Below are 21410 nucleotides of genomic sequence, written 5' to 3' on the forward strand. Positions count from 1 at the left end.
CCAGCCCTAAGCGGGAATTGGCTTGTGGTCGACGATATTGAGGCCATATCCGCCAATCGCCACCAATTGCGGCTGAGAATTGCTGAGCAGGATCATGTCTTCGACGCCGAGGTCCGCGAGGATTTGCGAGCCGATACCGACATTGCGCAGCTCATCCTCATCGCTGTAGTTTTCAGGCGCGGCGGGGCGCCCGGTGATCAGGACGATCACGCCCGAGCCATGCTCGCCCACTACTTGCATGGCGCGCTGCAAAGTGCGTTTGCGCGGGCCGGGCTGGCCAAGCAGATCGTCGAATATCGAGATTGGGTGAACGCGGGTGAGGGTAGCTTCGCCGGGCACCACATGCCCTTTTTGCAGCACATAGCTCTCGCTGCCATCGACCTTGTTTTTGTAGGTGATGAGGCGCCATTGGCCGCCGTAATCGGATTCGAATGAACGCTCTTCAACGCGTTCGACCAGATGGTCATTCCGCATGCGATACTCGATCAAATCACGGATTGTGCCGATCTTGAGGTCATGCTTGCGGGCAAAGCTGATGAGGTCATCGAGCCGCGCCATGGTGCCATCCTCATTCATGATCTCACAAATCACGCCCGAGGGGTTAAGGCCAGCGAGGCGCGAGATATCAACGGCGGCTTCTGTATGGCCCGCGCGGACCAGCACGCCGCCATCGCGGGCGGTCAGCGGGAAGACATGGCCCGGCGTGACGATATCGGCGGGCCCTTTGGTGGCATCAATCGCGACTGACACAGTGCGCGCCCGGTCAGCGGCGCTGATGCCGGTGGTCACGCCTTCTTTCGCCTCAATTGAAATGGTGAAGGCGGTCTGCATGCTCTCGCGATTATCGCGTGTCATGGGCTGGAGGCCGAGAGTGTCGATCCGCTCGCGGTCAAGTGAGAGGCAGATCAGACCGCGGCCATGCGTTGCCATGAAGTTGATGGCATCGGGTGTGACCATCTGGGCCGGGATAATCAGATCACCCTCATTCTCCCTGTCCTCATCATCCACCAGGATATACATGCGGCCGTTGCGGGCTTCGTTAATGATCTCCTCGATTGGAACGAGAGCGGGGCGGTCATCATTCGCCTCTAGGAAGCGCTCCAACTTGCCAAGTGTATCAGCAGTAGGGTTCCAACTATCCTCGTCGCAATCGCGCAGAGTGTTGGCATGAAGCCCAGCAGCGCGGGCCAAACCAGCTTTGGTCATTTGGCCATCGGAAACCAGCTCGCGAACTTTTTGTAATGTGCTCATAAACGTCGTGTATCACATTGTGATGTGATGTAAAGAGCTGGTATGTGATTTTGATGTGCGCTAGTAGGGCGTGTGGTGGCGGGGCGCTTGTCAGCGTTTACTTCGCAACTGCAGTAGAAATGAGGCGGCGGCCGCATTCTCTTCACTATTTGTCCCAAAATGGGATTGCGTTGTCTCAAAATGGGAAGAAGAGTGATGAATTGGTGAATTGGTTAAAATTACCCTAGCGCTTTGGTAAGCTGGCGTTAATCTCCGTGCTCAGGGGCCCCCGAGTCTCTCGCTCGTCGGGTGCCGATTGTAACGATCGAAAGGGGATCTATGTCAAAACTTGTGGGAATTCGCCGCGGCCTTATGGCTGCCACATCGGTAGCTGCGGTTTCGCTAGCAGCGCCGGCAATGGCGCAAGATGCGCCGCCAATCGCTGGGCCAACAGGGGCCACTGAGGCACCTTTTTATGGTGCCATTGAATCGCCCGGGATCATCACGCGTGATGATATTGACCCGAACGTGCCTGCACCGGAAGGTTCGCTCGACTTTGGCATTAACGGCATCGGCCAGATGTTTGCTCAAAGCCCAACTGGCGGCTTCGGGCTCTGCACCGGCTCGCTGATCAATCCGCGCATGGTTTTGTTTGCGGCGCACTGTGTCAATGGCGCACCGCAAGAAGCTTATGGATCAAACAGCGGTGGCTTGGGTCTCGCATTTGGCTTCCAAGACGACACTCTTGATGCTGCTCGCGCTTGGATCGGTGCTGGTTTTGTGACGCAACAAGATCAGGCACTCTACAACGTTGAGCATCTTTGGTACGATGAGCGCTCAATCCCGACCGGCTTCCTTGAAGCTGACGTTGCGATTGCGACGCTTGATACGCCTGCGTTTGATATTCCGACGTGGGCGCTGTTGCTGACGCCGCTCACCGGCCAAGAGCATGTGACCATCACAGGCTATGGCGGCAATGGTACCAACGCTTCTGGCAACCAGGGCATTGATTTCCGTCGGCGTATTGCCGAGAACTTCGTTTCGTCGCTCAGCTCACTCGCTGACCGGAACGCATTCTTGTTCGGTGATCCTTCCGGGGCACCAGAGCAGAACCTCTATTTCACCGCGTTCAATGACCCGGCTGGAGTTGAGGCATTTGACCCTGCGAACGGGTTCTTTGACTTTGGGATCTTTGGTGAGAACGACGTTCCTTTGCCGAATGAAGGCACCACTGCAGGCGGCGACTCTGGTGGTCCACTCATCGTCGATGAGAAATACGACATTGATGTAGTCATCGGTGTTCTGTCAGGTGGTTCGCGCTTCTTTGGCGCACAGGACTTTGATGCATACGGCACGCAATCCTTCTACCAGCCGCTTCATGCCTATTGGGACGTGATCGTTGCGAACAACCCTTATGTTTACGCGACGAATGAGGGGCGTTTTGGTGAGTGGACAGATCCAGGCCACTGGGTCCAAGCGCTTGATCCCAACTACTACATCGACGTCAACGGCGAGCTGATCAATGGCCTGCCCGATGCGCTTGGTGGCAACCTAACTGGCGAAGGCGCGAAGTTTGGTGACGTTTGCTTCTTGGCAGATTGCGTTGACACCGTCCAAGACGCGATTGTTGGTTCTGCGGGACCGGCAGTTCAGATCGAAGGCGGACCTGGCTCAGAGAACTTTGTGCCAAACAATATCGTAGGCGATCCAAGCATTGGGCAGCGCCCACGTTATTTCGATGTGACACTGGCTGGCGGTATTACCAACCTGTCGGGCGCTGATATTGAGATTGACAAACTCTCGCTCGATGGCGGTAAGTTCCGGATTGCGGAAGGCGCGTCACTGACAAGCCTTGGTGATTACAACCAATTCCGCGGTCAGATCGAGATCAATGGCGAGCTTGCGGCGCGTGAGGCATTCATCCTCAGCGGCGTAGTTGAGGGAACAGGTACTTTCCGTACACCGTTCTTGACGGCTCTTGGAGCGACTGTCGCGCCGAGCGGTTTCTTTAGCACCGGCACGCTGACTGTTGATGGCGATGTCATTCTGTCATCTGCTTCTAATCTTGCGATTGATCTGGCCGCCTCCGGCTCTGACCTCCTTGATGTGACCGGCACTCTGTCGCTCTCGGAAGAGGGCAGCACGGGCGGTACGCTTTCGCTGGCACGTACGTTCTCTTTCTTCGGGCCAAGTATCCGGGCGGGAGATGAGTTCGTGGTTGCTTCAGCAGCATCGGTAGAAGGCGAATTCGGCAATGTTGTTGCATCGCTCGGCGTACTGAATGCCAATGTAACGTATACCGATACTGAAGTGATTGTCGGTCTTGAAGCAGGCTCATTGTTCGGCTTCCTCGGCTTTGGTAGCAGCCCGACAGTTTCGGCTTTCGCCGGTGCTCTCGATACGCTGCGGGCAACGCACTATGATTCGCTCTACAATTTGTACGGGCAAATCGATCTGATGGATCCGCTGACACTGTCGCAGACGCTTTCGGGGCTTGCGCCAAACACCAACACCTTCGGCATGCAGCTGCGTGAGCAGCAAAGCCAGGCGCTTTTCGGCGCGGTGACGGATCGTCTGTCGCTGATGGGTACTGCATCTGATCAGTCTGTTCAGGTTGTTGGTGCACCATCGACGTTCATCGCAAGCGCCGGCGGAACTCAGCAGCAAGCGTTTGCTGCTGGTCTTTCCGGTCTTGGTCAGAGCGAAACCCGTGTGCTCGCACTGCCAGAAGGCTTCACCGGCTATGTTAGCGGCGGCTCGCTCGCCTCTAGCGGCGTCGGTACGGTCAATCTGACTGATGGCGGTCGTAGCAGCTACTTCGGCATGGGCGTTGAGCACGCTGTCTCATCTAACTTCACCATGGGTGTTGCGATGGGTTATGCTGATGGTCTGAGCAATTTCGGCTTCGATCAAGCTGATATGCAGATGACGCATGTTGCGGCTTACGGCGCTTACCAGCTTGGTTCTGGTGCGTATCTTGGCTTTGCTGGTAACTTCGAGCAGACCGAAACTGATACGCAGCGTGGTAGCTTTGCAACCACACTGTACGGCGTTCAGGACGTAACCCGTGCTCAGGCGGTTGCGGAAGCTGGCGTTAATCTGGACGTAATGGACGGCATGATGCTGACCCCGCGGGTACAGGTCGGCTACACGCGTGATGCCTTCTCCGGCATTGAAGAGCGTGGCGGTGACGCTGCTTTGGCAATTGATGAGCTGAACATCAGCCGTCTTGAAGCCAAGTTTGGTGCACGCTTTGCGGGCAGCACATCGGTTGGCAATGGTTGGACATTCACACCGGCCCTTTCGGCTGATTACGTCCAGATGCTTGATGGCTCTGACAATGGTCTGACCGTCCGTTTTGCTGCGGCGCGTGATCTTCCGATCGCTCTTCCACTGGCGCTGGGCGACCAAAACTATACCGAGCTTAAGGGCGGCCTTGAGCTGACCAAGGGTCAGGTATCGTTCGGCATTGCGGTTGAGGCGGACATGGGCCGCTCTGACCTGCAGACAGACCGTGCAACTGCTAATGTGAGTGTGCGCTTCTAAAGCACACCTCTAAGGCAATAAAATTGGGGCCGTTGGCGTTTGTCGGCGGCCCCTTTTTTGCGCGCGTTCCAGCTGAGTATGGTTAAGAAATTGAGTATCCACCACTGCGTGGAGATGGCGGCCTACAACCGGCGTAAATGTTAAATTTTTTCAAGGATTAACCTCTTGTAAGTGACTGAGTGACATCGGCCAAGTTCATAAGAGCGGATCGTATTAATTCCGCGCGCGCGAGCGCATTGGGAACTCATAAATGTTAGAGATGAGTAAGTCAGGAATTCAGAGTGGTTTGGCGTTAGCCTACCAACCGATCCTGCGCGGCTACTTTGGCCTTGCCATGGCCTATTATGCCGTGATGCTTATCAGCCATTTCTGGTTTGTGGAGCCAGAAAACATGACGGCACTTGTCGGTGCATCTGGTGTTGCAGTGGCGGTTCTCGGTAGCTTCTATTTCCGCTTGATGGATCGGCGCTCGGTGCAAGAGCTTGAATTGCTCACTCTGCTTGCGAATACCATCATGATCGTCAATGTGGTGGTTGCGCTCAGCGCCGAGTTTAGCGAAACAAAGCTGTCTTATTTCATTATGGCAGTGATGATATTTGCACTCACTGCAATCAGCCTGCGCCAGGCCACGGTTTCCATACTTGTCGCCTTTGCCGCTCTCGCATCGCAGCTCCATAAAGTCGGTGATGAGTCGCAAATAACCTTTGGTTTCGTCGGTTTTGCAGCGGCGATGAGCGGGCTGACGATCGCGCATTTGCTGCGCAAGGTTATCGAAAAGGCGATTGATGCGCGGATTCGAGCAGATGCGGCACGCGCAGATGCCGAAGAGAACCTTGAGGGTGAGAAGACGCTTGGCGAGACACTGCGCAAGCGTTCGCTCTCCGACAGCCTCACTGGCCTCTCAAATCGGCGCGGTTTCTACGGTGCTTTAAAGCATGCGCGTGCCGACCGCGCTCAACATGGCGATTTGTGGCTCGCCTTGCTTGACCTCGATGGTTTTAAGACGATCAATGACACGTTCGGTCATTTGGCAGGTGACGAATTGCTCAAATCGGTCGCCGAGCGACTACGCATATTCTGCGCAGGACGTGCGCATGTCAGCCGAATGGGCGGCGATGAATTTAGTGTGGTGTTCGAAGGTGCTGCCGTCGATCTTGGCCCTGAAGAATGGTGCGAAGATCTGCTTGAGTGTATCTCTAAGGTCTATGTTATTGACGGTCGCTTGATCAATATCTCAGGCTCGATTGGATGCTACCGCGTGTCTGAGGCCGAACATGACAATACGCCTATCCGCAAGGCCGATTTTGCACTGCTACATGCCAAGAAGATGGGCAAAAACCGCGTTGTCATGTTTGGCGCTGAGCATGCTGAGGCGGAGGCAGAGCGGCACCGGGTCGAACATGCTTTGCGCACAGCTCATCTTGAACAGGAAATCGAGCTGGTATTTCAGCCTCAGGTAGACGTGAATACGCAGCAAATGGTTCGCGCTGAAGTTCTGGCACGGTGGAACAGCCCCGTGTTGGGCATGGTCAGTCCCGACCGCTTTATCAAAGTGGCCGAGGAATGCGGGCTGATCGCGGACATCTCGATTACCGTGCTGACGAAAGCGATAGAGGCGCTGAAAGAAAGAGACGCCGCAGTACCGCTGGCGATCAACCTCTCCGGAAATGACCTTGCATCGACGCAGACGATGGATGCCATCATTGCGATCCTAGAGAGCGCTAAAGTTCCCACAGAGTTGCTTGAATTTGAAGTGACAGAGACAGCCATGCTGACTGACCACCAGCGAGCGGCAGACCATATGGTACGCTTGTCAGAGCTGGGCTGCTCAGTAGCGATTGACGATTTCGGTACTGGCTATTCGAATTTTGGCTATCTGCGTTCGCTGCCGATCGACAAGCTCAAGATTGATCGCTCCTTCCTTAAAGATCTTGGCGACCCCATGACTGAGAAAGTCCTAAGATCTTTGGTAGGGATGGCGAAGACACTGGGTGTCCAATGTGTTTTGGAAGGTGTCGAAGACGAAATCGGCTTGTTGATGGCCAAGCGCTCCGGCGCCGATGTGGTGCAAGGCTATCTCACTGGCAAGCCGGTGTCAGAGGCTGAACTGTTTCGCTGGAAGAGCAAGGATGATCGCCTAAGTTTGCCCACCGATTGAAATTGCCTGCAGCCGCGTTTTAACTGCTAGGAATTCCGTCTTTCTCGCCGCATATCAACCTTCATTAAGTCGAGCGATCTGCTTTGTCTTTGGCATTTGTACCTTTGATCATAGCGCGTAGTCCATCCCACTCTTCATCGCCCAACGCTTGGAACTTCGAGTAGAATGTACCGCCATTCGCTTGATATCCAGCACCATCAATCGCGATGGTTTGCCCGTTTACATATTCCGCGCCGGGTCCCATCAGGAAGACGGCTAAGTTAGCAATCTCGTGCATCTTGCCCGCGCGTCCCATTGGGTTGAGATCAGAGTTTGAATTGTCTCCCTGTCCGCCCGGTGAGAGGCGCGCGCTCATTCCCTTGGTCGGGAACAGGCCCGGCGCAATGGCATTGAAGCGCAGTCCATAGCGGCCCCACTCGGCTGCAAGGCTCTGCGTCATTGCATTGATCGCGGTTTTCGACATGGCGCTTGGCACCACAAATGCGCTGCCGGACCAGACCCAGGTCGTAAGGATTGATAGGAAACTGGCTTTCTTGCCTTCCGCGATCAGGCGCTTTCCGATGTCCAAGGTGACATAGAAGGTTCCCCGAAAGACGATGTCGGAAATCGCGTTGAAGGCGTTCACAGACAAATCTTCTGTGCGGCTTACGAAGTTTCCAGCGGCATTGTTCACAACCCCGGTGAGAGCCCCTCCATCCGCCCAGATTGCGTCGATCATGGTGTGGATTGCATCGGCATCGCGAATGTCGCAGGCATGGGCGACCATCTTGCCGCCGTGCGCGTCCATCAATTCTCGGGCAGTTTCATCAAGTTTGTTCTGGCGGCGACCGCAAATATAGACCGTCGCGCCGAGCTTCAAAAAGCCTTCCGCCATTTCGCGGCCCAAGCCTGTCCCGCCACCAGTTACTAGGATGCGTTCACCGTCCATAAGGCCTTCACGAAACATAAGTTTTGAGACGTCCATTGGGTTTCCTCATCTGTTTTTGTGATGGATTGGCTTTTCTGGGACAGGCTAACCACGCTTCAAGGGTTTAGCCATGAGTTTCTGGCGGTAAGTCGTCGGGGTAGTTGATATTCAGAAGCGGAGGGTGGACGGTAATTTTGTGAGCCTTGACCGCGTCTGCAAAGCCATAAAGTGCACGGCCGTCATCGCTCAGAAACTGCGCCAAGTGTTCGCTTGAATCGACTGGCCACAACCCGACAACGGGGTGGTTTTCAACAATAGCAGCGCCGTCGCAGCGTAATTGCTTTGCGAGATCGTCGGGTAGGAATGGCACGTCGCAAGGCGCGCTCAATACATGTGTGAATGCGTTATTGCTGGCGAATGCAAGCGCTGCGTAAAGCCCGCCCAATGGTCCAAGATCAGCCGCCGGGCTGTCGGGTATGCAAACGGAGCCTGGCTCTTCCCTACCGCAGACTACTACTGCGTCACATTGCGCAGACAAAGCTGCATCGACGCGGTCTATCAGGCGCTTTCCCTCGTATAGCGCATGGGCCTTGTCGCTGCCAAACCGATGTGCCCGACCGCCCGCAAGGATAGCGCCCAATATTTTCATATGCCTCTTGCTCCTACGCGTCAGCATTCCGTTTGCATGGCCAGAAGCTATTTATTCTAAGCGTACTTGCCTCTGATTTCGGCATTGTGTTCGCCGACAAGAGGCGCATGGTCGGATTGGCCTGCCTCCCAATCAGAAAAACTGCTCGCTTCTCGAAGTTCAAAGTAAGTGCCCTCGGTCGGGTGCTCTCGTTTGTTAAGAAAACCCGTCTCGAGAAGGTGCGGATCTTCAAGAATATCCTCAATATCGCGCACGGCCATGCATGGGATGTTGACGTGGCGCATAATCGCTAGCCACTCATCATTTGTCTTAAGGGGTGTTTGAGCCGCCAACCCTTCGTAAAGCGCGCCTTGGTTCTTGATCAGACCGGCAGGTGTCGCAAATCGCTCATCGGCCATGAATTCTGGCATGCCTATCGCATCAAAAATTATGCCCCAAGAGTCGAGGGTGTAAGGCACAATTACGATGTGTCCGTCTTTGGTCGGGAAGGGCTGGCGCAACGGGTCGACCTGCCGGTCATAGCAAGCTGTTCCGTTCGGTGGAACAAACGTCTTTCCAGCTAAATGCTCCTTCAGCATGAAGTTTGCAAAAGCTTCAAACATGGGAACTTCAACGAATTGCCCGCGCCCAGTTCGCAGCTTGTGAATGACCGCAGCAAGCGCCGCGTAAGCCCCATTCATGCCTGCGACTTTGTCTGCGATGAGAGAGGGCAAGAACCGTGGCCGGTCATCCCCGTCGACGCGGCTGAGCAGGGACGTGGTGCCCGTCGCGGCTTGAATGACATCGTCATAGGCTTGGAGACCAGCGTAGGGGCCGTCACTGCCAAAGCCGACGCAATGCATATATATGATGTCTGGATTGACTGTGATGATCGACGCGTAATCGAGGCCCAGGCGCTTAATTGCTTCCTCTCGGACATTGTGAATGAAGATGTCGGCGTCCGCTAGCATGTTTAGCATTACCCCGTGATCTGCCTTATCTTTCAAATCCAAGGTGACAGACTTCTTGCCCCGGTTAAGCGCGATGTGTCCTGGGCTCATTGCCTTGGATTTTGCCGGTTTGCCCGAATAGCGATAGGCATCGCCTGATGCGGGCTCAACCTTGATCACATCAGCGCCAAAATCTGATAGGACTTGCGTGGTGTAAGGCCCAAATACAACGCTGGTCAGATCGACTACTTTGATGCCTTCCAACATTGGCGCTGCGTTCATCATCGTCACGTTCCCACCTCAAAACTGCCCGTCCAATCGGCCGATACCCGCGAAGGGGCAATCACCCCAGGTTTAGCGCTAAACTGGCGCGACACTACCTGCAAATGCAACGGATCACTCTTAGCCCCTCTGTGCCGCATCAATTGGGCGCTATCGCTTTGATTAAAGCACAGCGATGCTTGCTCACGGGCTGCTGGCCAGCGCCAAGAGTTTGATAGTCCGAGAAATATAGCTGAAATATATGGTGGACGCACTAGGGTTCGAACCTAGGACCCGCTGATTAAGAGTCAGCTGCTCTACCAACTGAGCTATGCGTCCAAACAGCGCCAAAGGCGCTGAGCACTCGCGTCGATTCGCCGCAAATGAAGCGCGTGATATAGTGCCCGCCGCGCAGATGGGAAGAGCAAAGCGTTGTATTATTTTGGCGGCGTTTTTGGAGATTAGGGAAAGCTCGGCCGATAGTCAGCCGCGCAAACCCCGCTGAGGCGCGTCCTGGTTCCACCGGTTGACCATCATAAGGGCGCCAATGCAGATCATGTTAGTCATCATTGATGAACCGCCATGGCTGACAAAGGGTAAGGGGATACCAACAACAGGCGCAAGTCCCATCACCATCATTAGATTGATCGCTACGTAGAAGAATATTGTCGCGGTCATGCCAGCAGCCAGCAGCTTGGCAAAGCGGTCATGCGAGCGCCGCGCGACCTGGAGGCCCCAATTGAGGATGATGGCGAAAATTCCTAGGATCACGATCCCGCCAATAAAACCCCATTCTTCGGCCATTGTCGCAAAGACAAAGTCAGTGTGCGGCTCTGGCAGGTATTGCAGATGGCTCTGCGAGCCCTCGTTGAACCCTTTCCCGGTCAAACCGCCCGAGCCAATCGCAATTTTTGACTGAGTGATGTGATATCCGGCGCCCAGTGGATCGGATTCCGGGTCTAGGAAGGTGGTCACACGGCGCTGCTGATACGGTTGCAGTGCGAAGAAGAAGGCGAGCGGGACCATCACCGCAACGCCTGAGCCAGCCATCACGAACCAGCGCAGGGGCAGGCCTGCCAAGAACATCACGATACCGCCGCCGAATGCTATCGCGAGCGAGGTGCCGAGGTCTGGCTGCATCAGAACAAGGGCCATAGGTGCCGCGATTAACACGCCAGCAGGAACAAGCGAGCGCCAGGTCGGGATCATCCCCACAGGCAGACCGCTGTAGAATTTGGCAAGAGCCAGTACCACGGCAGGCTTCATCAGTTCAGAGGGCTGCAATTGCATGAAGCCAAGGTTGAGCCAACGTTGACTGCCTCCTTGAATTTGTCCCATGATCTCGACCAGCAACAAAAGGGCAAGCACCGCTAAGTAGCCGGGGAATGCGAAAAACGAGACAATCTTTTTTGAGAAGCGCGACAGCACAAAGGCCATGACCAGAAAGACGCTGAAGCGCACGAGATGTGATGAGGCATATGGGGACCAGCTGCCCCCAGCGGCGGAAAACAGAATAAGCGCGCCAAATCCAACCAGCACAATGAGCGGAATGAGCATGCGCCATGGTTGGGACGCTATGGGGGCTGGAATGACGCTCATCCGGTCGGATCGCCGCCAGTCTCTAGAGATGCGGCCTCTGGTGGCGTGCTACCGGAGGCTGCGGGGTCTGCGCGGGGACGGATAACGTCATTCGCGATTGTTTCGCTTTGGCGCGCTGCTAGCCGGGCCTCTGCCTCAACTGTGGCAAAGATGTCTTCGCTGCGGGTTGGGGCAGGTTCAACCGTCTCGCCTGCGGCTTCTGCGAAGGCGGCATAGCGACGAGCGAGTCTTTCACGCGCATTGCCGCCCCAGCTCTTTTCAAGCGCAGCCAGCTTTTCCAGACCTTTTTCTGGATCGAACATAAAGGTCATGACATCGCGCGCGATGGGGTATGCGGAGCCCGATCCTCCCCCATGCTCGACCACCACTACGCCTGCATAACGCGGCTTGTCGGTCGGTGCGAAGAACGTGAAAAGCCCGTGATCCCGCCATTTCCAAGGGCCGGTCCGGCCATTCGAAACAGACAAGGATACGACCTGCGCGGTGCCTGTTTTGCCGGCTATTTCGACATCAGGCAGGGGCAGGCGGGCGCGCCGAGCGGTGCCGGCTCCGTTGACGACCTCGCGCATTGAGTCGCGAATATAATCGATGTCTTCCGGCTTGAAATTATAGCTGGCGGGCTCCGGCGTGGAGCCCTCAAGGATTAGGCGCGGGTTGATCTCTTTGCCGCTAGCCAAGCGAGCCGTCGAGACGGCCAGTTGCAGCGGGCTAGTCAGATAGTAGCCTTGCCCGATCGAAGCGTTAACGGTGTCAAATGCCTGCCAAGCGCGATCGAACTTTTGCTCCTTCCATGCGGGAGTGGGAACGGTGCCGTAGAATTGGCTGGTGACTGGCAATGGGTATTCTTGGCCAAGCCCCAGCTTTGTGGCCATTTCTGCGACCTTATCAAAGCCAATTTGCTGCGCGAAATGATAGAAATAGCTGTCGCAGCTTTGGGCAATGGCCTTCTTCATATCAACCACGCCGTGATTGCTGTGGCAATTGAAGAAGCGGTTACCAATCCTCCGGCCGCCGCCGCAAACGATGGTTTCCTCCGGCTTGATCCCGGCCTCCAGAAAAGCGAGGCAGTGCATCGGCTTCACAGTAGAGCCGGGCGGGTAAAGCCCTTTCAGAACTTTGTTACGCAGAGGCACTCGCTCATCATCACGGAGCATGGCATATTCGATGCGGCCAATTCCGGCGGAAAAGCTGTTAGGATCGAAGCTGGGCATGGATGCCATGCAAAGCAAATCGCCTGTCTCGCAATCCATCACGACCACTGACCCGCTTTCCAGGCCAATTCGGCGCGCTGCATAATCCTGTAGCGGACCGTCAATTGTCAGGCGCACAGGTTCGCCGGGTGTGTCGTCGCGCGTGTCGAGTTCTTGGACAATCCGGCCGGACGCAGTGACTTCTACTCGGCGCGCGCCAGGCTTGCCGCGCAGCTCCTGCTCGAATTGCTTCTCAAGACCGTCTTTGCCGATCTTGTAGCCTGGCGTGACCAAGAGCGGATCAGGCTCTTTTTCGTATTCTTCTGCATTGGCTGGGCCGACATACCCAATCAAATGCCCGACAGAGGCCCCTGTCGGATAGTAGCGAGAGTAGCCGCGCTGAGGGATAACACCTTGCATATCTGGCAGGCGCACGCTGATTGCCGCGAACTTCTCAAACTCGAGGCCCGTTGCGACTTCGATGGGTTGAAAGCTTGGCGAATCCGTCACGCGCTCGCTGATGTCTGCGATGGCTGCCTCATTGAGACCAAGTATCTCGCCCAATTTGGCAATAGTGCCTTCCGGGTCGTTCATGCGGTCTGGGATGACATCAACGCGAAAGTCAGCACGATTGGACGCCAATGGCGCGCCATTGCGATCAAGCAACCAGCCTCGGCGCGGCGGAATGAGCGAGAGATTGACTCGATTGCTCTCAGATTCCAGCGTATACCGCTCGTTTTCAGCGATCGCGATGTAGCCCATGCGCGCGGCCAAGATTGTGCCCAGGCCGCCCATACCGGCACTGATAACGAAGCTACGCCTTGAAAATGCTTCTTCAAGTTTGGAGGCGCTGGTGAACTCTTTCTTGGACGAACCCTTTTTCATGATACCGCGCGCCAACGGGTTAGCCGCAGCCGGTCGAGCCAAGCAACGATGCGCGCAGCGACTGGAAATAGCAGAATTGACAGCAGCAATTGCGGCCCCAAACCAATGAATGCAGGGAGCGTTATTAGCGCACCTGAGATGAGAAATCCGCCAGCTGCATAAACGCTAAATGTGATACTGGCGCTGAACCAATCCTGCGGGAAGTTTCGCCATGGCAGGCGTTGATCCATCACTTCAATTGCGATGAGAGCCAGTGACCACAGCAGGATCGCGCTGCCAAAGGGCTGCCCGCTGAACAAATCGTCAAATGCGCCCAGCGGAAAGCCAGCCCAGATTGGCATTAATCCCGGGCGCACGAGCCGCCATGCTATGAGCATGATGAAGCCAAGTGGGGGGATGAGTGGCAGAGCGCTGGTCAGGAAAAATTGCGGTAGGAGAGATCCCAGCAATATCGTGATCCACGGCACGCAAACGGCGAGCAAAGTAGAGTGACGCCGGTTTATCCGATTGCCGTAAGCGTCTTTGCGCGAGCGGGGGTTAAGTGCTTCCATTATTGCGAGCCCGGCGCCTCGTCCTGATCGGATAATGGCTGCTCCACTGGCGTTTGTGCGCTCGACAGCGCTAAGGGCTCGAAAATCGGCATCACAGAGATGTAGTCGGTCGCCGCCGGGTCGCTCACAACGCGGGCCAGCGCGCCATCATCCGTCACTTCAGTGACGATCGCCACTGCGATGCCCGGCTGATAATATCCACCTGATCCGCTGGTCACCATCACATCGCCCGGCTCAAGCGGATTGATGCCCAGATTGATAAGACGAACACGCACAATCCCGTCGCCGCGGCCCTGCGCAAAGGCGGCGACGCTGCTACCGGCTTTTCTCACGGGCAAAACGCTTTCGCTGTCCGTCAGAAGCAGCACGCGCGCAGTGTTTGAGGAGACTTCAAGGATGCGGCCGACAATGCCCTTATCAGAACGCACCGGCATGCCCACGGCGACGCCGTCTGAACGGCCCGCCGCGATATAGCCGAAGCGGCGCGTGCTTGATGCGCTGGACCCGATCATACGGACGGTTGCGACTGGAGAAGGATCTTCTGTGCGTAAGTCGAGCAGTGATTTTAGCCGCGCGTTCTCCTGCTCGATGGCCGCAGTCTCTTTCAGTCTAATGCGCGCTAACTCGACCTCACGCCTGAGTTCGGCGTTTTGCGCGCCTGCGTCCAGATATCCACGAACGGTCTCGAAAAGCCCTTTGCTCTCTGTTCTGGCAGAGGCGACCGTTTCAGTCGCAGGTGCGACTGCATCCTGAGCTGCGCCCCGTACACCAGAAAAGAAGGATGGTTGCCAAAGCGATATGGCAATCAGAACCGCCCCAATAAGCGCGCCCATACCCGCCAGAAAATAGCCGGTGAACAGATTGTACTGGACTTTGCGCGAGTAAGGGGACGCGCGTTTGTTGGGTGGAGCCATCCGAGCCCCCTACACCGACTAAGCGGTCATCAGGACGCCGCGATAAATCTCATCCTCCATGGCGCGCCCTGTACCTAGTGCCACACAAGAAAGCGGGTCTTCCGCTATCGTCACTGGCAGTCCTGTTTCTTCGCGAAGATAATCATCAAGACCCTGAATAAGCGCGCCGCCACCGGTCAGCACGATCCCCTGATCCACGATGTCTGCGGCTAGCTCTGGCGCTGTATTTTCCAACGCAATCCGAACGCCTTCAATGATCGCACCAATCGGCTCTGACAAAGCCTCGGCAATATGAGCCTGATTTATCGTAATTTCTTTCGGCACACCATTGACTAGATCGCGGCCTTTAATGGTGATTGCCTCGCCAACGCCATCTTCAGGCACAACTGCGATGCCATAGTCCTTCTTGATCCGTTCAGCCGTGGAGTCGCCGATCAGTAGATTGTGGTGTCGCCTCACGTAAGAGACGATCGCCTCGTCCATCTTATCGCCGCCGGTGCGCACTGATGTGGTGTATGCAAGTCCGCGCAGTGAGAGCACTGCGACCTCAGTAGTGCCGCCGCCAATGTCGACGACCATTGAACCAACCGGCTCTGTCACGGGCATGTCCGCGCCAATCGCCGCTGCCATAGGCTCGAGGATCAGATACACTTCTTTCGCGCCGGCATTGCTGGCCGCATCGCGGATCGCGCGCTTTTCAACCGAAGTTGATCCCGAGGGCACACAAATGGTGATTTCGGGGTAACTCAACATGCTCTTGCGACCCTGAACCTTCCGGATGAAATGCTTGATCATTTCTTCGGCGATTTCGATGTCTGCGATAACCCCGTCGCGCAGAGGACGGATTGCCTCGATGCTGTCAGGGGTCTTGCCCATCATCATCTTGGCGTCGTCGCCGACCGCCTTTACCCGCTTTACACCGTTGATCGTTTCAATCGCGACCACTGATGGCTCGTCCAAAACGATGCCCTGATCCTGCACATAGACCAGCGTGTTCGCTGTACCCAGATCGATTGCCATATTCGGCGAACCGAATTTGAAGAGATTGCTCCAGAAGCCCATTCTAACGTCGTTTTCCGTCTTTATATGCGGGCTCTCATCGTCAAATTGGTGACGAGTCTTTGACCGCATCGCTTGAAGAACCTGAGCCTTAGCCAATGGCGCGGACAAAAGCCAAAAATAAACCACATTTCCATGGGGAAATTTCCGCCCCCAGTCTCGTCTTGTGGGCTGCTCATCGCTAGCTTGCGTACATTGCTATGCCCACAATTCGCCGCCTCCCTGATAGCTTGATCAACCGGATCGCCGCGGGCGAGGTTGTCGAACGCCCTGCCGCCGCGCTCAAGGAGCTGGTTGAAAACGCTATTGACGCTGGCTCCACGCGCATTGCGATCAAGCTGGTTGATGGCGGGCTAACCTCGCTCGAAGTCACCGATGATGGTTGCGGAATGAGTCCAGATGAGATGGCTTTGGCGCTCGAACGGCATGCAACGTCGAAATTGCCCGATGACGCAATTGAAGAAGTCGCAACGCTGGGCTTTCGCGGGGAGGCATTGCCCTCAATCGCCAGCGTTTCTCGCTTCACCTTGGAAAGCCGCCCGACTGGCGCTGAGCAGGGCTGGCGCCGTGTGATCGACCATGGAGCTTTGGTCGAAGAGGGGCCAGCGGCTCTGCCACCGGGCACGCGCATCCGCGTTGAGCAAGTATTTGCGCAAATCCCGGCACGCCGTAAATTCCTGCGCACAGCCCGCAGCGAATATGGTGCGGCGATGGATGTTGTGCGGCGACTTGCGATGGCGCGGCCTGACATTGCGATAACGCTTGATCATGGGGACCGCCGCGTTCTCGCACTGCAGGGCGATCAACCTTTGGCTGACCGTGTTGCGCAAATCGTTGCGCGCGAACTCAAGGATAATGGCGTTGCCGTTGATATCGAGCGTGAGCTTGAGAGCGGCACCATGCGTCTTAGCGGTATCGCTGGCCTGCCGACATACAATCGCGGCGTTGCGGATCACCAATATCTGTTTGTGAATGGACGTCCTGTGAAAGACCGACTGCTTACCGGCGCGGTACGCGGCGCCTATTCCGATATGCTCGCGCGGGATCGGCATGCTGTGCTCGCGCTGTTCCTGACCCTGCCGCCGGAGGAGGTGGACGTGAATGTCCACCCGGCGAAAACCGAGGTTCGCTTTCGCGATGCTGCAAGAGTGCGCGGGTTTTTGGTCTCTGGTCTGCGGCAAGCGCTCTCGACGGGCGATCAGCGTTCTGCCCAATCGCCCGATGCTGCGGCGATGGGGCGGTGGCAGGCGGAGCCAGTGCGGGAAGAGCCTGCACCCGCGTTGCGCTCGATCTTTGAAAATCGCGATTGGTCCGCTCCAACATCCCGGGTCAGCGAAGCAGGCGCGCGGTGGCGCGGTGTTGAGCAAGATATTATGGCGCCAACGCAAGCCGATCAAAATGCGCCGCAGGGTAGGGCGGTCGAGGCAGAGTCTGAGACTCCGCAGCAGGACTATCCGCTGGGCATAGCGCGCGGACAAGTCGCAAACACCTATATCGTAGCGGAGGCGGCAGACGGGCTGGTGCTAGTCGATCAGCACGCCGCGCATGAACGGCTTGTCTTGGAGCGGCTCAAGGCTGCTGGGGCGGGGGAGGCGACAACGCGGAGCCAGGCGCTACTGATGCCTGACGTTGTCGAGCTTGAAGAGACGGCGTGCGACCGGCTCGAACAGGCGGCGCCAGAAATGGCTCAGCTCGGTCTTGAGATGGAACGCTTTGGTCCATCAGCCATGCTGGTGCGCGCTATGCCGCATGCATTGGGGGCTGCTGACCCTGCAAAACTGCTCCAGGATATCGACGACGATATTGTTAAGCACGGCCACGACGCGGAGAAGGGCGGGTTGCTGCTTAGCGAGAAGCTGGAGCTGGTCCTCGCGACAATGGCCTGTCACGGATCGGTGCGGGCAGGGCGCGTGCTTCGCGTCGATGAGATGAATGCGCTGCTGCGCGAAATGGAGCGAACGCCCCGCTCGGGGCAATGCAATCATGGCCGTCCGACGTGGGTGAAGCTCAGCATGGATGATGTTGAGAAGCTGTTTGGGCGGCATTGAGGGGCGTTGGTGTCAAATGCGGTCGGTTTGCTTGCTTGCGACCCATTTACGGACGCTATTGTGGTCGTTATTCTACCTGGCATGAAAACGTTGTCACTGATTGCAATCCTATTAGGCAGCACATGCGCCGCAAATCTCCCAATCGACGACATGGCCAGCATGTATGAAGAGTTGATTCCAGAGATTAAGCAATATCAAGAAGAAACTGAAAAAGAGCTGTCAAGGCTCGGACCACCTAATCCATCTTGGAGTGACAGCGGTCTTTCAGTAGCTCAAAGCATTTCTGATGGAGGCGGCGAAGTCTCGACTCATGTCTTAGGAGAATGGGAAGTCGGAGGCCACAGCGCTAAGATAGCCGGTGATGTCCCATTTGACCCACCTGAAGGGTTTGCTCGGTACTCGGTTCGCACCCATGACGGTCCAATCGATTACCACTACTATTATCGGATGACCAATGTGCCCGAGGTGATCATCCTGCATTTCTTCGGCTCGAAGCAATCCGGTGCCGATCCACGATGCAATGATCAAGGCGGGATGGAAGTAATAGCATCCACTCCTTGGGAAGAATGGTCTGATGATACGACATTAGTTGCGTTTGTTGGCTTTCGCGCATCAAGAGACGACAGTCGCATCTACTGCTCGGTTTATGAGCCCGGTCCCGATGGAGGATACTATGAGCGCTCTTACAACCCTGAGGGCCGCCCATATCTGGCGGTAAATAAGGATCTGCGAACTTTCACGGTGACATCGCGTCACGACGCATTCAGAATGCTGTTTAGCCATCCTAATGTAGGTACTCAATAACGTCTGCTTCCACCCCCAATACCGGACACTCAATCCTCAATTGGCGCGTCGGGATAACGCACTGCGATCAGGCCATTGGTAATGAAGTCCATTACAATCACCTCATCCTGATTAAAGATCTCAGCCTTGGATTTGAAAATGCCCATCTCGCGGCGTGACTTGCTGCGGCGTTTCTCGATGACTTCGCTCTCAACGCGCAGAGTATCGCCGGGATAGACTGGCTTTCTCCAGCGCAATTGATCAATTCCGGGCGAACCAAGCCCAGCTTGGCGGACATTCTTCATATTCTCGACCATCATCGCCATGGTCATCGCGGCGGTATGCCATCCGCTGGCGGAAAGCCGCCCGAAATGAGTCTTGGCCGCCGCCTCGTCATCGAGATGAAAGGCTTGCGGGTCGTATTTGGACGCAAACTCGATCACCTCCTCGCGCGTTACCTCATAACTGCCGTAAGCGATGCGTTTGCCCACTTCGATATCCTCAAAATGGAGCATGTCGGGCGTGAAGTCAGACATTGAACTTAAACAACATCACATCGCCATCTTGAACTTCGTAATCCTTGCCCTCTTGGCGCAGCTTGCCTGCTTCGCGGGCGCCGCTTTCGCCGTTCAGCGCGATATAGTCATCATAGGCGATGGTCTCGGCGCGGATAAAGCCCTTCTCAAAATCTGTGTGGATCTCGCCAGCGGCCTGCGGGGCTTTCGCGCCCATGGGGAAGGTCCAGGCCCGCGATTCCTTGGGGCCTGCAGTGAAGAATGTCTGCAAACCGAGTAGGGTGTAGCCCGCGCGGATCACGCGGGAGAGGCCGCTTTCATCGAGGCCCAATTCCTCAAGAAACTCAGCCCGATCTTCCACCGGCATTGTCACCAGCTCCGCTTCAATGGCTGCCGAGACCACCACCGCTTGGGCACCCTCTGCTTCGGCTTTGGCGAAGACTTTTGCGGTCAGTTCATTGCCATTTGCCGCATCTTCTTCTGCGACATTGCAGACATACAGCACTGGCTTGGCGGTGAGCAGCTGAGCCTGTTCAAACAGCCGTGCTTCTTCATCGTCTTTGGGCTCAGTCAGGCGGGCAGGCTTGCCCGCTTGGAGCAATTCGAGCGCTTGACCCAGCACGCTCGCAAGCGCCTTGGCCTCTTTATCGCCACTGGTCGCGCGGCGCTTGGCATTCTCAACGCGCTTTTCGAGGCTTTCCATGTCTGACAAGGCCAGCTCGGTTTCAACCACATCGGCATCGGCAATAGGGTCGACCTTGTTGGAGACATGTTGAATATCGCCATCTTCAAAACAGCGCAGCACATGCACAATCGCATCAACCTCGCGGATGTTGCCGAGGAATTGATTGCCCAGACCTTCGCCCTGGCTGGCGCCTTTGACGAGACCTGCAATGTCGACAAACGCCAATTGCGTCGGGATAACGTTGGCGCTCTCGGCAATCGCCGCAATCTTGTCGAGGCGTGCGTCAGGCACCGCGACTTGGCCGACATTCGGCTCAATCGTGCAGAACGGATAATTCGCAGCCTGCGCGGCCTGCGTCTCAGTCAATGCATTAAATAGCGTGGACTTGCCGACATTCGGCAGACCCACGATCCCGCAACGGAAACCCATCAAAAACTCCGGATAGTGTGTTTGAGCCGCGCCTTAGCGGCGAAGGACGGCAAACGCCAGCTTCGCGGCGCCGCTAGGTCAAATGTTGTGAACCGCTTTAATCCAGGTGCCAAATGGCGATGCGCCTAGCCATTCGGTCTGAACCTTGGCTGAGAGATCATTGATCGCGAGCTGCGGTTTCGCGCCGGGGTGCACAGCGCGGCGCAGTGGGCGGGTACCCGCAGGCATGGCGATGATCTCAGCGATTGCGCTTGGCACATCCATCGGATCAGTCGTGCCGCCGCCAGTGCGCTGGCCAAGTTGCGCGATCAGCGCGCGATAGCCGTCAGTGTGTTTTGCTTCTGCGCGGCCCAGCAAGGCAAGGCTGTTTTCATTGGCATTGCGCCAGATATTGGTGGGGTAGCCGCCGGGCTGAATAATGGTGACGTCGATCCCGTGAGGCACGAGTTCATAGGCCATCGCCTCGCTCATCGCTTCGAGGGCAAATTTTGTCGGCGAATATTGGCCAAAAGACGGCGCGATCACGCGGCCTAATTGTGACGAAACATTGAAGATCTGTCCTGATTTGGCTGCACGCATGCCGGGGAGTACGGCGCGGGCCAAGCGCTGCGGACCGAAGACATTGGTGTCGAACGTCAGCTTAGTCGCTTCCATATCCTGAATTTCGACCGGTCCGCCGAAAGAGATGCCAGCATTGTTGACCAAAACGTCGATCGCGCCACCCGCAAGTTTTTCGGCCTCAGCTACGCCGTCTGTAACTTGGGCATCGTCCAAAACGTCGATTTCGAGAACGGTCAGGTCGAGCTTTTCGGTGCGTGCAAGCTCGGTCAGCTCATCGGCTTCTGTCCTCGGAAGGTTGCGCATCGTCGCAAAAACTTTGGCGCCTTTACGGGCGAAATTTTCTGCCATCAGGCGGCCGAACCCAGTGGAGCAGCCCGTGATCAGTATCGACTTTCCCTCAAGGTTGGGGGCGGCTTTTACTGCATCATCCTGAGCGATCGAAGCGGTGGCGGCGAGGGCGCCAGTAGCGGCTGCTCCGGCTAGCAATGTGCGGCGATTAATGTTGGGCATG

At 56.3% G+C, this 21410-nt stretch carries 16 protein-coding genes and 1 tRNA gene; 4 read left to right on the top strand and 13 right to left on the bottom strand.

Features of this window, described 5'->3' with window-relative positions; translation table 11 throughout:
• Positions 1–6 precede the first annotated feature (6 nt).
• The gene (gene ribB, locus ACFCXQ_RS10315; RefSeq protein WP_379550300.1) at positions 7–1251 is read right to left on the bottom strand and encodes a 3,4-dihydroxy-2-butanone-4-phosphate synthase; all 1245 of its coding nucleotides are present in this window, start codon (positions 1249–1251) and stop codon (positions 7–9) included.
• Positions 1252–1569: 318 nt separating this feature from the next.
• On the opposite strand from ribB, the gene ACFCXQ_RS10320 reads away from it, so the two are divergent.
• Together ACFCXQ_RS10320 and ACFCXQ_RS10325 are read left to right on the top strand one after the other, a co-directional pair.
• The gene (locus ACFCXQ_RS10320; RefSeq protein WP_379550302.1) at positions 1570–4776 is read left to right on the top strand and encodes an autotransporter domain-containing protein; all 3207 of its coding nucleotides are present in this window, start codon (positions 1570–1572) and stop codon (positions 4774–4776) included.
• Positions 4777–5026: 250 nt separating this feature from the next.
• Positions 5027–6934, top strand: coding sequence for a putative bifunctional diguanylate cyclase/phosphodiesterase (locus ACFCXQ_RS10325; protein ID WP_379550304.1), 1908 nt, complete (start codon positions 5027–5029; stop codon positions 6932–6934).
• A 64-nt stretch (positions 6935–6998) separates the two neighbouring features.
• On the opposite strand, the gene ACFCXQ_RS10330 is transcribed toward ACFCXQ_RS10325, so the two are convergent.
• From ACFCXQ_RS10330 to ACFCXQ_RS10370, 9 genes are all read right to left on the bottom strand, one after another.
• Positions 6999–7898, bottom strand: coding sequence for an SDR family oxidoreductase (locus ACFCXQ_RS10330; RefSeq protein ID WP_379550306.1), 900 nt, complete (start codon positions 7896–7898; stop codon positions 6999–7001).
• A gap of 67 nt (positions 7899–7965) precedes the next feature.
• Entirely contained in the window at positions 7966–8490 is a 525-nt protein-coding gene (gene mobA, locus ACFCXQ_RS10335; protein WP_379550308.1) for a molybdenum cofactor guanylyltransferase, read from the bottom strand.
• A 56-nt stretch (positions 8491–8546) separates the two neighbouring features.
• Complete coding sequence (locus ACFCXQ_RS10340) at positions 8547–9704, bottom strand: CaiB/BaiF CoA transferase family protein (protein ID WP_379550310.1); 1158 nt, start codon at positions 9702–9704, stop codon at positions 8547–8549.
• 239 nt (positions 9705–9943) lie between these two features.
• Positions 9944–10019: transfer RNA gene (locus tag ACFCXQ_RS10345), tRNA-Lys, on the bottom strand.
• A gap of 144 nt (positions 10020–10163) precedes the next feature.
• Positions 10164–11237, bottom strand: a complete 1074-nt coding sequence (gene rodA, locus ACFCXQ_RS10350) for a rod shape-determining protein RodA (protein ID WP_379550312.1) — start codon at positions 11235–11237, stop codon at positions 10164–10166.
• Positions 11238–11275: 38 nt separating this feature from the next.
• Positions 11276–13354: a penicillin-binding protein 2 gene (mrdA, locus tag ACFCXQ_RS10355; RefSeq protein ID WP_379550314.1), complete on the bottom strand. Its 2079-nt coding sequence runs from the start codon at positions 13352–13354 to the stop codon at positions 11276–11278.
• Positions 13351–13905 (bottom strand): rod shape-determining protein MreD, encoded by a 555-nt coding sequence (gene mreD, locus ACFCXQ_RS10360; protein WP_379550316.1) that lies wholly within the window; start codon positions 13903–13905, stop codon positions 13351–13353. The genes mrdA and mreD overlap by 4 nt, the downstream gene beginning before the upstream one ends.
• A complete protein-coding gene (gene mreC, locus ACFCXQ_RS10365) occupies positions 13905–14819 on the bottom strand; it encodes a rod shape-determining protein MreC (protein WP_379550318.1) in 915 nt (304 codons plus the stop codon). The genes mreD and mreC overlap by 1 nt, the downstream gene beginning before the upstream one ends.
• A gap of 18 nt (positions 14820–14837) precedes the next feature.
• Positions 14838–15881, bottom strand: coding sequence for a rod shape-determining protein (locus ACFCXQ_RS10370; RefSeq protein WP_379550320.1), 1044 nt, complete (start codon positions 15879–15881; stop codon positions 14838–14840).
• 197 nt (positions 15882–16078) lie between these two features.
• On the opposite strand from ACFCXQ_RS10370, the gene mutL reads away from it, so the two are divergent.
• Together mutL and ACFCXQ_RS10380 are read left to right on the top strand one after the other, a co-directional pair.
• On the top strand, positions 16079–17926 hold the full coding sequence (gene mutL, locus ACFCXQ_RS10375) for a DNA mismatch repair endonuclease MutL (protein WP_379550322.1): 1848 nt from the start codon (positions 16079–16081) through the stop codon (positions 17924–17926).
• Positions 17927–17935: 9 nt separating this feature from the next.
• The gene (locus ACFCXQ_RS10380; RefSeq protein ID WP_379550324.1) at positions 17936–18730 is read left to right on the top strand and encodes a hypothetical protein; all 795 of its coding nucleotides are present in this window, start codon (positions 17936–17938) and stop codon (positions 18728–18730) included.
• Between the two features lie 29 nt (positions 18731–18759).
• Here ACFCXQ_RS10380 and ACFCXQ_RS10385 read toward each other — a convergent pair whose 3' ends face one another.
• The 3 genes from ACFCXQ_RS10385 to ACFCXQ_RS10395 all read right to left on the bottom strand — a co-directional run bounded on the left by ACFCXQ_RS10385 (position 18760) and on the right by ACFCXQ_RS10395 (position 21409).
• A complete protein-coding gene (locus ACFCXQ_RS10385; RefSeq protein WP_379554628.1) occupies positions 18760–19224 on the bottom strand; it encodes a MaoC family dehydratase in 465 nt (154 codons plus the stop codon).
• A gap of 13 nt (positions 19225–19237) precedes the next feature.
• A complete protein-coding gene (gene ychF, locus ACFCXQ_RS10390) occupies positions 19238–20338 on the bottom strand; it encodes a redox-regulated ATPase YchF (RefSeq protein ID WP_379550326.1) in 1101 nt (366 codons plus the stop codon).
• A 78-nt stretch (positions 20339–20416) separates the two neighbouring features.
• A complete protein-coding gene (locus ACFCXQ_RS10395; protein WP_379550328.1) occupies positions 20417–21409 on the bottom strand; it encodes an SDR family oxidoreductase in 993 nt (330 codons plus the stop codon).
• Position 21410 lies beyond the last annotated feature (1 nt).

The organism is Qipengyuania rhodophyticola (genome assembly GCF_042493225.1).
In the GTDB taxonomy this organism is placed as follows: domain Bacteria; phylum Pseudomonadota; class Alphaproteobacteria; order Sphingomonadales; family Sphingomonadaceae; genus Erythrobacter.

Bases quoted from the DNA above. Each gene is read 5' to 3' on its own strand.
- mutL (WP_379550322.1), top strand. From the start codon at position 16,079: ATGCCCACAATTCGCCGCCTCCCTGATAGCTTGATCAACCGGATCGCC.
- rodA (WP_379550312.1), bottom strand. From the start codon at position 11,237: ATGCTCATTCCGCTCATTGTGCTGGTTGGATTTGGCGCGCTTATTCTG.
- ACFCXQ_RS10330 (WP_379550306.1), bottom strand. From the start codon at position 7,898: ATGGACGTCTCAAAACTTATGTTTCGTGAAGGCCTTATGGACGGTGAA.
- ychF (WP_379550326.1), bottom strand. From the start codon at position 20,338: ATGGGTTTCCGTTGCGGGATCGTGGGTCTGCCGAATGTCGGCAAGTCC.
- mreC (WP_379550318.1), bottom strand. From the start codon at position 14,819: ATGGCTCCACCCAACAAACGCGCGTCCCCTTACTCGCGCAAAGTCCAG.
- ribB (WP_379550300.1), bottom strand. From the start codon at position 1,251: ATGAGCACATTACAAAAAGTTCGCGAGCTGGTTTCCGATGGCCAAATG.
- ACFCXQ_RS10395 (WP_379550328.1), bottom strand. From the start codon at position 21,409: ATGCCCAACATTAATCGCCGCACATTGCTAGCCGGAGCAGCCGCTACT.
- ACFCXQ_RS10325 (WP_379550304.1), top strand. From the start codon at position 5,027: ATGTTAGAGATGAGTAAGTCAGGAATTCAGAGTGGTTTGGCGTTAGCC.
- ACFCXQ_RS10370 (WP_379550320.1), bottom strand. From the start codon at position 15,881: ATGGGCTTCTGGAGCAATCTCTTCAAATTCGGTTCGCCGAATATGGCA.
- mreD (WP_379550316.1), bottom strand. From the start codon at position 13,905: ATGGAAGCACTTAACCCCCGCTCGCGCAAAGACGCTTACGGCAATCGG.
- ACFCXQ_RS10340 (WP_379550310.1), bottom strand. From the start codon at position 9,704: ATGATGAACGCAGCGCCAATGTTGGAAGGCATCAAAGTAGTCGATCTG.
- mobA (WP_379550308.1), bottom strand. From the start codon at position 8,490: ATGAAAATATTGGGCGCTATCCTTGCGGGCGGTCGGGCACATCGGTTT.
- ACFCXQ_RS10385 (WP_379554628.1), bottom strand. From the start codon at position 19,224: ATGCTCCATTTTGAGGATATCGAAGTGGGCAAACGCATCGCTTACGGC.
- mrdA (WP_379550314.1), bottom strand. From the start codon at position 13,354: ATGAAAAAGGGTTCGTCCAAGAAAGAGTTCACCAGCGCCTCCAAACTT.
- ACFCXQ_RS10320 (WP_379550302.1), top strand. From the start codon at position 1,570: ATGTCAAAACTTGTGGGAATTCGCCGCGGCCTTATGGCTGCCACATCG.